At 46.9% G+C, this 13,381-nt stretch carries 11 protein-coding genes; all 11 read left to right on the top strand.

Going from position 1 to position 13,381, the window contains the following annotated elements:
• Nucleotides 1–46 precede the first annotated feature (46 nt).
• The 11 genes from KJS65_RS01510 (at nt 47) to KJS65_RS01560 (ending at nt 13,325) form a co-directional block, all read left to right on the top strand.
• Nucleotides 47–1,705 carry a peptide ABC transporter substrate-binding protein gene (locus KJS65_RS01510; protein WP_136606515.1) on the top strand — a complete coding sequence of 553 codons (1,659 nt, stop codon included), beginning with the start codon at nt 47–49 and terminating at the stop codon, nt 1,703–1,705.
• Between the two features lie 204 nt (nt 1,706–1,909).
• The gene (locus tag KJS65_RS01515) at nt 1,910–2,842 is read left to right on the top strand and encodes an ABC transporter permease (RefSeq protein WP_136606514.1); all 933 of its coding nucleotides are present in this window, start codon (nt 1,910–1,912) and stop codon (nt 2,840–2,842) included.
• 2 nt (nt 2,843–2,844) lie between these two features.
• Nucleotides 2,845–3,792, top strand: coding sequence for an ABC transporter permease (locus KJS65_RS01520; protein ID WP_136606513.1), 948 nt, complete (start codon nt 2,845–2,847; stop codon nt 3,790–3,792).
• 14 nt (nt 3,793–3,806) lie between these two features.
• A complete protein-coding gene (locus KJS65_RS01525; protein ID WP_136606512.1) occupies nt 3,807–4,802 on the top strand; it encodes an ABC transporter ATP-binding protein in 996 nt (331 codons plus the stop codon).
• Complete coding sequence (locus KJS65_RS01530; protein ID WP_213648279.1) at nt 4,799–5,728, top strand: ABC transporter ATP-binding protein; 930 nt, start codon at nt 4,799–4,801, stop codon at nt 5,726–5,728. Before KJS65_RS01525 ends, KJS65_RS01530 begins: the two co-directional genes overlap by 4 nt.
• Before the next feature lie 232 nt (nt 5,729–5,960).
• Nucleotides 5,961–7,592 (top strand): bacillithiol biosynthesis cysteine-adding enzyme BshC, encoded by a 1,632-nt coding sequence (gene bshC, locus KJS65_RS01535; protein ID WP_213648280.1) that lies wholly within the window; start codon nt 5,961–5,963, stop codon nt 7,590–7,592.
• Between the two features lie 27 nt (nt 7,593–7,619).
• Nucleotides 7,620–8,891 (top strand): adenosylhomocysteinase, encoded by a 1,272-nt coding sequence (locus KJS65_RS01540; protein WP_213648281.1) that lies wholly within the window; start codon nt 7,620–7,622, stop codon nt 8,889–8,891.
• A gap of 217 nt (nt 8,892–9,108) precedes the next feature.
• Nucleotides 9,109–9,546: a division/cell wall cluster transcriptional repressor MraZ gene (mraZ, locus tag KJS65_RS01545; RefSeq protein ID WP_136606508.1), complete on the top strand. Its 438-nt coding sequence runs from the start codon at nt 9,109–9,111 to the stop codon at nt 9,544–9,546.
• A gap of 21 nt (nt 9,547–9,567) precedes the next feature.
• Entirely contained in the window at nt 9,568–10,518 is a 951-nt protein-coding gene (gene rsmH / locus KJS65_RS01550; RefSeq protein ID WP_136606507.1) for a 16S rRNA (cytosine(1402)-N(4))-methyltransferase RsmH, read from the top strand.
• Nucleotides 10,519–10,582: 64 nt separating this feature from the next.
• Nucleotides 10,583–11,011 carry an FtsB/FtsL family cell division protein gene (locus tag KJS65_RS01555; RefSeq protein WP_213648282.1) on the top strand — a complete coding sequence of 143 codons (429 nt, stop codon included), beginning with the start codon at nt 10,583–10,585 and terminating at the stop codon, nt 11,009–11,011.
• 19 nt (nt 11,012–11,030) lie between these two features.
• Complete coding sequence (locus KJS65_RS01560) at nt 11,031–13,325, top strand: penicillin-binding transpeptidase domain-containing protein (RefSeq protein WP_213648283.1); 2,295 nt, start codon at nt 11,031–11,033, stop codon at nt 13,323–13,325.
• Nucleotides 13,326–13,381: the final 56 nt, after the last annotated feature.

The following is a 13,381-nucleotide window of genomic DNA, read 5'->3' on the forward strand; positions in this document are numbered from 1 at the left end:
TATAATCATTAACCATACACTTAAATAACCTTAGGGGGATTACAGCATGAGAAGGAAATCACTATTCACCCTACTAACGATGATCCTTGTAGTGGGAACAGTTCTTGCGGGCTGCGGCTCCAAGAATGAAGGGGGAAGCGGCTCCAAAGAAAACACTGCCGCGAGTAAAGATCAAGTGCTTCACATTAACCTCAGCGCAGAACCGCCAACATTTGACCCGGCGCAAGCGCAAGACAGCCAGGCTCATACCGTGCTTAACATGATGTATGAAGGTTTGGTTCGTTTGGATGAAAACAGCAAGCCAGTCCCGGGTGTAGCAGAGAAATGGGATATTTCTTCTGATGGACTGAAGTATGTTTTCCACCTCCGCAAAGATGCGAAATGGAGCAATGGTGATCCTTTGACGGCAAAAGACTTCGTCTTTGCATGGCAGCGGGTTCTCGATCCTAGCTCTACACCAGCCCCACCATATGCATACCAATTGTTTTATATTAAAGGTGCTGAAGATTACAACAGCAAAAAAACCACTGATTTCTCTACAGTGGGCGTAAAAGCAACGGATGACAATACGCTGGAAGTAACATTGAAAACTCCAACTCCATACTTCCTGAGTCTGACTTCGTTCTATACGTTCTATCCGGTTCATCAATCGGTTAAAGACAACGCAAAATGGGCAGCCGATCCTAAGACGATGATTACTAACGGACCTTTCACTTTGACGACTTGGACTACGGGCCAAAAAATTGAAGTGACTAAAAATGCAAACTACTGGGATAACAAGGACATTAAGCTGAATAAAATCACGATGTCTCTGTCCAACAGCGGTGCAACCGAGCTGTCCAGCTATAAAGCAGGTCAACTTGATTTTGCAGGCATGCCGAACGGGGAAATTCCTACGGACCAAATGCCAGCTGTGAAAAAAGAGCTGAAAGATGAATTGAATTTGAAACCGATTGGTGGTATTTACTACTATCAATTTAACGTAACTGCAAAGCCGTTTGATAATGCGAAAATCCGTAAAGCGTTTGCGATGGCGATCAGCCGTCAAGATATCGTTGACAAGGTTACGCAAAGTGAAGAAAAACCTGCGTTCGGATTCGTTCCGCCTGGAATTACGGGCGAGAAGGAAGATTTCCGTACTGAACATAAAGATGATTTCTTTACAGAAAATATGGATGAAGCTAAGAAGCTGTTGCAAGAAGGAATGCAAGAAGAAGGCTACACAACGCTGCCTCCAGTAACCCTGATCTACAATTCCAGTGACAAGCATAAGAAAATTGCTCTTGCTGTAGCGGATATGTGGAAAAGAAACCTGGGTGTCGAAGTGAAAACGGAGAACCAGGAATGGGGCGTGTTCCTTAAAAACCGCAGAAGTCTGAACTATCAAATCGCTCGTGCGGGCTGGAGCCCAGACTATAACGATCCGATGACTTTCTTCGATCTTTGGACTTCGAAGAGCGGTAACAATGACGTAGGCTTCAAAAATAAAGAGTATGATGCGCTTGTTAATGATGCTTACTCTTCTGCAGACAACAAAAAGCGTATGGATGATTTCACTAAGGCCGAAACTCTTTTGATCAAAGATCAACAAGTGCTAATGCCGATTTACTATTACACCAACGTAGCACTGATCAAACCAAACCTTAAAGGTGTAATTCTTGATTATGCTGGTGCAGTTGACTTTACACGCGCTTACTTTGAGTAAAACGCTAGTGTAGATTTGGATAAGTAATTCGGGATATATATGTGGATACTCCATATATATCCCGTTTTTTTTGCATTTGATAATCCTTGTGGTAGATATTTCTTCATTTAGTAATAAATAGATTGGACAAAAGTACCCATCATTCTTTAAAATCGAAATATGTCGAATATTGTAGAATAAAATTAGCGGGGAGGGTCATCGGGCATGGTTCGTTACGTAGCCAACAAGTTTTTTTACATGCTGGTGTCTTTGTTTATTCTGATATCAGCCACATTCTTTCTGATGAAAGCCATACCTGGGGATCCTTTTATGTCCGAGAAAAAGGTTCCGCCTGAAATACAAGCCCGTCTTATGGAGCAGTACGGTCTCGATAAACCGGTATACCAACAGTATTTTAAATATCTAGGCGATATTGCAACGGGTGATTTCGGTATATCGATGAAACACCAGAACCAGGAAGTTACAGATATTATTCTGGATACCTTCTCAGCCTCCCTGAAACTCGGAGTGTTCGCGATCGTGATTTCGGTCATTATCGGTGTTTTGCTCGGAATGCTCGCGGCTCTCTATCACAGGAAGCTGATTGATAACGTAGCGATGATTCTGGCCGTTCTTGGAATTGCAGTACCGAGCTTCGTACTGGCATCTCTGATTCAGTTTATATTCGGTGAGAAGCTCGGATGGTTTCATGTTATGGGCTTTGATGGCCCTCTTGATTATGTTTTACCTGTCGCAGCATTGTCTGCCCAACCGATTGCGTTTATCGCACGCTTGACTCGCTCCAGCATGCTTGAAGTGCTGCATGCTGATTACATCAAGACAGCCAAAGCGAAAGGTCTGAACTGGTTTACGATTATGTTCAAACACGTGATCCGCAACGGCATTTTACCTGTTGTCACCTATATTGGTCCAATGACAGCCAATATCATTACTGGTTCTGTCGTTATTGAACAGATCTTTGGTATCGGCGGAATAGGTAAAGTGTTCGTTGAATGTATTACGAACCGTGACTATACCATGATCATGGGTGTAACCATTTTCTACGGTGTCCTGCTTATGCTTGCACGTTTCATTACAGATATAGTTTATGTGCTGGTTGATCCGCGTATTAAATTAACCGGCGGGAAGGAGGGCTAACGGTGGCAGTTAATGACACAACTTTATCAAACACCAATGTTGAGCTATCGCCCGAGGACTTCCGTAAAATAGGCGTAGACGAAAAGCAGGCTGAGATTATTCAGCGGGAAAGTCTTTCGGCCTGGAGAGATGCATGGCAGCGCCTTCGTAAAAACAAGATGGCCATGACCAGTCTAATCGTGCTTGTGCTCATTATTTTGGCTGCAATCATCGGGCCGATCATTTCAAAATTCGATTCAGCTACCAATGATCTGCTGAATACGAACCAGGCGCCTTCCAAAGTACACTGGTTCGGAACGGATGACCTCGGTCGTGATATGTTCGTACGTACCTGGATGGGCGCCCGCATCTCACTGATTGTTGGTATGGCCGCGGCACTTATTGACCTTATGATCGGTGTTATCTACGGCGGTATCATGGGCTTCTTCGGTGGCCGCGTGGATGCTATCATGAACAAATTTTCGGAGATCTTGTACTCCATTCCTTATATGCTGGTAACGATCCTGTTGCTGGTTGTTTTTGAACCAAGTATTGGAACCATCATATTGGCACTGACAATCACCGGCTGGATTAACATGTCCTGGATTGTACGCGGCGAAATTATGCAGCTGAAAAACAGGGAGTATGTATTGGCTTCCCGTTCCATGGGCGCTGGCTCAAACCGGTTGTTATTCCGGCATCTGCTGCCAAACGCCGTGGGACCTATCATCGTTACATTGACGTTGTCCGTACCGAACGCTATTTTTTCCGAAGCTTTCCTAAGCTTCCTGGGTCTCGGTGTACAAGCACCGGTAGCTTCACTTGGCTCAATGATCAACGACGCGTTGACTGGCTGGATGTACTATCCTTGGCGGATGCTCTTCCCGGCGATTCTGATCAGCTTGACTATGCTTGCATTTAATATTTTCGGTGATGGCCTCCGCGATGCGCTCGATCCGAAACTGAAATAACAGGAGGTGAGATCATGGAACCGATTTTACAAGTAAAAGACCTGCAAGTATCCTTTAAGGTGAAGGGCGGAGAAGTTCAAGCCGTCCGTGGCATGAACTTTGAAATAGGCAAAGGGGAAACGGTGGCAATTGTAGGTGAGTCTGGCAGTGGCAAGAGTGTTACCGCCCAAACGATTATGCGCCTCATACCATCACCACCTTCCCAAATCAAAAGCGGTGAAATTATTTTTCAGGGTCAGGATATCCTGAAGAAATCAAATAAACAGATGGAGCATATCCGCGGTAAAGATATCGGCATGATCTTCCAGGATCCAATGACTTCCCTCAACCCTACGATTAAAGTAGGCAAGCAAATTACGGAAGTGCTGATAAAGCATCAGAAGCTGTCGAGCTCCGAAGCGAAGGTGCGCGGCATCGAGATGCTGAAGCTCGTCGGCATTAAAAATCCGGAGGAGCGTTTTGGACAATATCCGCATGAGTTCTCCGGCGGTATGCGCCAGCGGGTGATGATAGCGATCGCTCTGGCATGTAATCCGGCATTGCTGATTGCGGATGAACCGACAACAGCGTTGGACGTAACGATCCAGGCACAGATCATGGATGTCATGAAGGATATGCAGAAGAAGTTTGGCACCTCGATCATCCTCATTACGCATGACCTCGGTGTTGTTGCAGGCATGTGTGACAGAGTTATCGTCATGTATGCGGGTGAAGTGGTTGAAACCGGGACGAAATGGGAGATTTTCAAAAATCCCCAGCATCCTTATACCAAAGGTCTTCTTCGTTCTATGCCGCGGTTGGACCAGAAGAAGGATGAGCCTCTCATTCCGATCATTGGTACACCACCCGATCTGATTAAACCTCCGATCGGCTGCGCATTTTGTGCCCGCTGTGATGAAGCAATGAAAGTTTGTGAGCGCATCAATCCAGGTTCTACGGAATTCAGCGATACCCATATGGCCCGCTGTTGGAACCTGCATGAGATGGCGAAGGAGGTTCATTCGTCATGAAAGAAAACCATTTGATTGAAGTAGAAGGACTGAAAAAGTACTTTAATGTGGGTGGAGGCAAAATTGTCAAAGCCGTCGATGATATCAACTTCTTTATCCGCGAAGGAGAGACTCTCGGGATGGTTGGTGAATCCGGCTGCGGCAAATCCACTGCAGGACGTACCATTCTCCGCCTGTACGAGCCTACGGCAGGCAGTGTTCGCTTTAACGGTACAGATATCTACAAGCTCTCGCCGAGTAAAATGAAAGGCATGCGCCGCGATATGCAAATGATCTTCCAGGATCCATATGCATCACTGAACCCGCGGTTTACCGTTTCAGATATTATCGGTGAAGCGCTGGACATTCACAAGCTTGCGGGAAGTCGCAAGGAACGGAAGAAACGGGTTGAGGAGCTGCTGGATATGGTCGGATTGAATCCCGATCATGCCACACGTTACCCGCATGAATTTTCGGGAGGACAGCGCCAGCGTATCGGTATTGCCCGGGCGCTCGCAGTCAATCCTAAATTTATCATTTGTGACGAACCGATTTCCGCACTTGATGTTTCCATTCAGGCGCAGGTAGTTAACCTGCTAAAAGAACTGCAGGATCGTCTCGGACTGACCTATCTGTTTATTGCGCATGACCTGTCTATGGTCAAGCATATCAGTGACCGTGTAGCGGTGATGTATCTTGGTAAAATGGTTGAGCTCGCGGATAGTGAAGAACTATATTCCAATCCGATCCATCCCTATACGAAGACATTGCTTTCAGCGATCCCGATTCCCGATCCGGAAATTGAGGAGAACAAAAAGCGGATCGTCATGAACGACGAGCTGTCAGGGCCGATTCATTCGGCGAAGGACGGAAATGGAATTATGCAGGAAGACACAAGACTGGTCGAGGTTTCGAAAGGTCATTGGGTTGCCGCTCCGTACGCATAAGCCTGAAAAGATGACCGCCGGTTAATCCGGCGGTTTTTTTCGTTTTGGCATGGCATACTGATACCAGAAGAGTTATAATTATTAAACTGTAACTGAATTTGAAGCATTTGAGGGCTGGTAAAGCCGTTCCCCTGTTTTGCTTTGACGGCAGAGTTATCTTTGGTTACAATCAAGAAAGATTTTTATGCGATTGCAAGTGATTTGAAGAGGTACAGAATAGGAGGCAGACTTCATGAATGTTGTTTCAGATTCGCTGAAGAGCGGTTCCGCTCTTGCAGATGATTATATAAACCATTTTTCGCAGGTGGAGGATTTGTACGGCGATGATTTCCGCATGGAGGAATCCTGGAACCGCCGCGCAGAGTGGTTGGACGAATCCGAAGGAACCCGTATAGACAGAGTAGCGCTGGTAGCTTGTCTTAGACAATATAATAACGAGCATAACGACCATAAAGAGGTACATAAATCGCTTGAGTTACTTGAGCAGACAGGTACGCTTGCCGTCGTTGGCGGACAGCAGAGCGGACTGTTTACCGGTTCGCTGCTTGTCGTCTATAAAGCCTTAACGATCATTATGGCTGCAAAGGAAGCGCAGGAGAAGCTGCAGCGGCCAGTCGTACCCGTGTTCTGGATCGCCGGTGAGGATCATGACTGGGACGAGGTTAATCATACCTATGTGATGACGCCCGAGCTCAAGGTAGCACGTGTTAAAATGGACGCAGCACCGGGCCCTAGAAACTCCGTAAGCCATATCAAGGTGACGTCTGAAAAGTGGAAGCAGTCACTGGATCAATTGGCGGCCCTGCTGCCGGATAGTGTGAACAAACCGGAAATTCTTCAGCTGCTGCATCAAGCTGCGGAAGAGTCGGGCAATCTGAGCGATGCTTTTGCCAAACTGCTCGGACGCCTTTTTGGCGAACTGGGATTAATCCTTCTGGATTCGGCAGATCCGGCTCTGCGCCAGCTCGAGATTCCTGTTTTTGAACGTATGATTAAACAGAATGATGAACTTGGCCCGACTTATCAAGCTTCTGCCGCCCGTATTACGGGACATGGATATCCGCTGCAGGCGGATGTGACGGTAGACGGTGCCAATCTCTTTTATATCTATGAAGGAAACAGATTGCTGCTGCAAAAGCAAAACGGAAGTTTTACAGACCGGAAGGGTATCGTAAACTTCACTAAGGAAGAACTCCTGAGCGAGCTGACAAATCATCCGGACCGGTTCAGCAATAATGTGCTAACCCGTCCTTTGATGCAGGAGTCTCTGTTTCCGGTTCTCTGTACCGTGCTCGGACAAGGGGAAATTTCGTACTGGGCCATTACGAAGGATGCGTTCCCGGTCCTCGGACTGAAAATGCCGATTTTGTTACCAAGAATGTCTTTTACACTGGTTCATGGAACGCTGCGGAAGTACATGGAACATTTCGGATTATCCTTTCAGGACGTTCAGCACCGCTTTGACGATGCACGGCAAAGCTGGTTGAACGCTCAGGCTGATTTTGATATTGATCCTAGATTTGAAGAAACACGAAACGCGTTTGAAAAGCTGTATGAGCCATTGATCCGTGAGCTGGGAACGATCCAACATGGTCTGATCCCACTCGGGGAGAAAAACAAAGACAAAATTTTGGAGCAAATCTCTTATCTGGAGCGCAAGACGAAGCAGGCGCTGGAAAAGCAGCATGAAGCGGCACTGCGTCAATGGGAGCAAATTTATGTGTCTTTATTCCCAATGGGTAAACCTCAAGAGAGAGTTTATAATATTTTCTACTATATAAACCGATATGGCTTCAGCTGGATCAATGATATCCTTGGAAGCTGTACACGCTACACGGCGGAACATCAGATTATAGAAATGTAATAGGAAGATGAGAAGAGGAGGCTATTCATGAGTACACTGTCATTGAAGAACAGCATCGTCAAAGATATGGCTTTGGCCCCGGAAGGGCATTTGAAAATTGATTGGGTAGAGGCACATATGCCCGTTCTTAATGAAATCCGTAAGCAATTTGAGGCGGAGCAGCCGTTTAAAGGACTGAAGGTAACCATTTCGCTGCATCTGGAAGCCAAAACCGCTTATCTGGCGAAGGTTGTGAAGGCTGGCGGTGCCGAAGTAACCATCACAGGCAGCAACCCGCTTTCGACACAGGATGATGTTTGTGCGGCACTTGTAGAGGATGGCGTAACGGTTCTCGCTAAATACAATCCGGATCCGGTGGAATACAAGGAATACCTGATCCGTGCTCTGGAAACCAAGCCAGACCTTATCATCGATGACGGGGGCGACCTCGTGACAATTCTGCATTCGGAGCGTCCCGACCTGCTTGAGACCATCCGGGGCGGCGCGGAAGAAACAACGACCGGCATTATACGCCTGAAGGCTCTGGAAAAGGAAGGCCTCCTCAAACTGCCGATGGTGGCTGTGAATGACGCTTATTGCAAGTATTTGTTTGATAACCGTTATGGAACAGGCCAATCGGTTTGGGATGCGGTGAACCGTACCACTAATCTGGTTGTTGCCGGAAAAACCGCTGTGGTTGTCGGCTATGGCTGGTGCGGCAAAGGGGTTGCAATGCGGGCCAAGGGTCTTGGCGCCAAGGTTATTGTTACGGAAGTGGATCCGATTCGTTCCGTTGAAGCGCATATGGATGGCTTTGAAGTGATGCCGATGATCGAGGCTGCAAAGCAGGGCGACTTCTTCGTGACCGTAACAGGCAACCGTGACGTGATTACCGGTGAGCACTTTGATGTGATGAAGGATGGAGCGATCCTGTGCAACGCGGGTCATTTTGATGTCGAGGTTAATAAAATCGAATTGTCCAGCCGGGCAGCTTCGATCCGCACAGTCCGCCGCAACATTGAGGAATATGAGCTCAAGGATGGCCGTAAGGTTTATCTTCTTGCAGAAGGACGTCTGGTCAATCTAGGAGCGGGTGATGGTCATCCGGCGGAAATCATGGATATGACGTTTGCCTTGCAGGCTATGTCCCTGAAGTACGTGAATGACAACTATGAAACAATTGGCAGCAAGGTATTGAATGTACCACTGGAAATTGATCGGCAGGTTGCAAGCTATAAGCTGGAAAGCCTGGGGATCCAAATCGATGCGTTAAGCCGCGAGCAGGTTGAATATCTGGACAGCTGGACAGGACATGAATAGAAGGTAATTTTTGGACGGTATTTACTTTCCGGAAAACCCCTTGAATCCTTATGGATCAAGGGGTTTCGTGCTGTCATATACGAAAACACTCGTTTACAATATCCAAAAAAACACAAATGCCAGGAAGGATTTTGATTTTGGGTGGCGAATCTAGTATCCTTAAGTGGTGGAAAGTGGTGCAAAGTGGGGATTTGGGGTTAAGGAGTTGAGTGGCCGAATGTTTATGGGAGAGTATCAACACAGCATTGACGATAAAGGTCGCTTGATCATTCCAGCCAAATTCCGTGAGCTTTTGGGTTCAGCCTTTGTGATCACCCGCGGCTTGGACCAGTGTCTCTTTGTTTACCCTATGAATGAATGGAGCATCCTTGAGCAGAAGCTGAAGTCGCTTCCTCTAATGAAATCGGATGCCCGCGCATTCACCCGGTTCTTTTTCTCAGGTGCGACAGAATGCGAGTGGGACAAACAGGGAAGGGTAAATTTACCGGGTAATCTTCGCCAATATGCCAAGCTCGACAAGGAATGTGTCGTGCTGGGAGTATCCAATCGCGTTGAGATTTGGAGCAAGGACACCTGGGAAGCATACTTTCAGCAATCTGAAGGTGCATTTAACGAAATCGCTGAAAAGCTGGTTGATTTTAATTTTGAATTGTAATAAGTCTAGGAGGGCTGCAGCTTGTTTCATCACATCACGGTGCTTAAAGAAGAAGCCACAGAAGGGCTGCACATCAAACGAGACGGCATTTATGTCGACTGTACGCTTGGCGGAGCGGGGCATAGTTCCCTGATCGCTTCAAAGCTTGGAGAATATGGCAGACTCATTGCGCTGGATCAGGATGATTGGGCGCTGAATAATGCAAAGGAAAGACTTGCTCCTTTTGCGGACAAGGTTTCCTTGGTCAAAACGAATTTTCGTCAACTGGAAGATACATTAAAAGAACTTGCTGTTCCTATGAAAGACGGTATCCCGCAGGTTGATGGGATATTGTTTGATCTTGGCGTTTCATCACCACAGTTTGATGAAGGGGAACGCGGATTCAGCTACAACCATGATGCACCGCTGGATATGCGCATGGACCAATCCTCTGAATTAACGGCATGGCATATTATTAACGAATGGCCGGAAAAGGAGATTGCGCGCGTGCTTTTCCAATATGGGGAAGAGAAATTCTCCCGGCGCATTGCCAAGTTCATTATCGAACACCGGGAGCAGGGACCTATTCAAACCACAGGTCAGCTGGTCGATATTATTAAAGAAGGTATACCTGCGGCGGCACGCAGAACCGGGGGGCATCCCGCGAAGCGGAGCTTTCAGGCATTGCGCATAGCGGTGAATGATGAACTTGGCGCTTTTGAAGAGGCACTTCATCAGGCGGTTCGCTGCCTTGCACCGGGAGGAAGAGTATCGGTCATTACTTTCCATTCACTCGAGGACCGGATCTGTAAACATATTTTCAACAGCTATGTTGGAAGATGCACTTGTCCTCCTGACTTCCCGATGTGCGTTTGCAATGGGAAAGGCGAGCTCAAGCTGGTGAACCGGAAACCAATTATTGCAAGCGAAGAGGAATTGGAACTAAACTCTCGCGCACGTTCAGCGAAGCTGAGAGTCGCGGAGAAACTATAACATATACTTAAAATATCAAATCTATGCTTGCAAAGCGTAAGACTATGATGAAGGGGAAGAAAACATGGCCTACACCCGTGGTAACTTGGCAGTAAAAGAACAACAAAAGCCTGCAAAGCGCACATATCCCGGCTACCGGGAGAAGACGATGGTGGTTACCCGCCGTACATATCTTCCAATCAAAGAGAAGCTGTTGTATTTGCTTACTATTGTGGTATGTGTCATGGTGGCGAGCCTGATCATCTGGCAGAACGCTAACATTTATGGACTGAACAAGGAATATCAGAAAACGGAAAGAATGATTAAAACTTCAAAGACTGAAATCAGCCAGCTGACGCTTCAGAAGCAGCAGCTTGAAGTCGGAATCCGTGATAAGGCGATACAGATGGGCTATATTGAACCAACGGATCAGCAGGTTATCAATGTTGAGCGCTCCAAAATATCTTCGAAAACGGATGAAACTGCCGGCGAGTCGGATACTGCAAAAAAATAGAGCTTGTGAGGGTTGGAAAATGATAAAAAGAATAAAACTTCGCACAGTGCTACTAGGAGGATTCATCACCCTCCTTTTTGTTGTTTTGCTTATCAGGATGTTTGCCCTGCAAGTTGTCCAGGGAGATTCCTGGCATGAAAAGGGTGTAGCCAAGTGGGTCAAAGAATCGGATATTCCGGCAGAACGGGGAACGATATCAGACCGAAATGGAGATCCGCTTGCTATTAACGCCCCAGCATACACCGTGGTCGTCAATCCGAGTGTTATTCATTCGAACGGAACTGAGGACATGGTAGTCGAAGGACTTAACAAGATTCTGGGTAAAGATGTCGATAAGCTCAAGGCACTTGTCAACAAGAAGGACGCTAAAGGCGAATACCTCAAGAACGTCGAAGTCCGCAACGAAGGCTGGAAGATCGATGAAACCAAAAAGGCACAAATTGACAAGCTGAATGACCAATTAAAAGAGCAGTTCAAGAATAAGAAGAAGATTCAAGAGACAGGCCTGGCCACATTGAAAGAATCGAAACGGTATTATCCGAAAGGAACCCTGGCTTCTCATGTGCTGGGCTATACCGATCGTGAAGGTAAAGCGGTCGCCGGGCTTGAGATATATCTGAATGATAAATTGGAAGGTACCAAAGGGCATTTGAGATATGAGTCAGATACATCAGGAGACAAGCTGCCCAATTCAAATGATATCTACGAGCCGGCTGTCAATGGTATGAATTACAAGCTGACGATCGATGATCAAATCCAGTATTATATCGAAGACGCCATGAAAGAGGCATTTGATAAATATAATCCAATCAGTATGACAGTCATCGCAGCGGATCCCAAAACGATGGATATACTGGGTATGGCGAATTTGCCTACATTCGATCCGAATAAATACTGGGAGACGACGGACTTCAATAATTTTATGAACCATGCGGTCAAATCGGTCTATGAACCTGGTTCTACATTTAAAATCGTAACTTTGGCTGCAGCCGTTCAAGAAAAGCTGTTTGATCCTAATGCGAAATATCTATCGGGTCAGATTCAAGTCAAAGGATCCAAAAGGGTGCTACATGATATTAAAAGAGCAGGGTGGGGTAAGATTACCTATCTTGAGGGCGTCAAGAGATCCAGTAACGTGGCTTTTGTTAAACTGGGATCAGAGTTATTGGGGAAAGAACGCCTGCTCCAATATATTACCGATTTCGGATTCGGGAAAAAAACCGGAATTGATTTGCCTGGTGAAACAACCTGGGCCGTAAATCTTCCGGGTCCCGTAGAGGTTGCAACAGCATCTTATGGACACGGCGTCAACGTGACCCCGATCCAACAGCTGGCTGCCGTATCTGCGATTGCTAACGGAGGCAAGCTTATGAAGCCTCAAATTATCAAGGAGTGGACCGATCCGAATACAGGTGTAACGGAGGTTACTAAACCTGTTACGGTCAAACAGGTTATTTCTCCCGAGGCAGCCAAGGAAACCGGCGAATATCTGGAGCAGGTCGTTGCTGACCAGGATATTGGCACAGGACGTCACGCTTACATTGATGGCTATCGCGTAGCGGGTAAAACCGGTACGGCAATAAAAAACATTAACGGACAGTATGACAGCTCCAAATCAGTCGTTTCCTTTATCGGCTACGCGCCGGTGAATGATCCGAAGATAGCGGTTATCGTCATTATGGACCAGCCTGATAGTGCAACGGTAGGCGGCGGTACCGCAACTGCGCCGGTCTTCAAGAAGATTGTGTCGCAATCCCTTCAATATATGGGAGTGCCAAAAACCACAACCACAACCAAACCGGAAACCGATGTCAAAAAAAATGATGCAATCAAAACACAAAATCGTCCGCCTGCACCGGATTTGGTCAATAAAAACGTCAAGGAAGCTGAAAAACAACTGCTTAAATCCGGCATCGCTTTTGATACCTTGGGTAAAGGTACCTCGATCATGAAGCAATTTCCAGCCAAAGGGACTCCGATGAGCCCCGGACAGCACATATACCTTCTGACTGAAACAGACAAAACGATGGAGGTTCCGGATCTGACGGGTGAGTCTCTGCGGGATGCGCTGGATGTTCTGACTCTGATGAAAGTATCCGTGAATGTCAGCGGTGAAGGTTATGTAGCAAGCCAGAAGGTAACCAATCAGGCTGGCAAGCGTGTGGTCCAGCTTTCCTTGAGATCTTCGGATGATCCAGGTACTGGGGAGGATGCATCGACAGATACAGCCGGAGGCGATGAGGGAAAAGGCCATTCCGCTGAAACGGGCCAATCCTCCTCCGGTAAAACCGATGGCGCGAAAAACGACCAATAAACAGCTTGTTCTAACCCCTGTTTGTCCCGAATACCATGATAGGAATAACGGTCATG

Origin of the sequence: Paenibacillus sp. J23TS9 (genome assembly GCF_018403225.1) — a bacterium.
In the GTDB taxonomy this organism is placed as follows: Bacteria; Bacillota; Bacilli; order Paenibacillales; family Paenibacillaceae; genus Paenibacillus_AQ.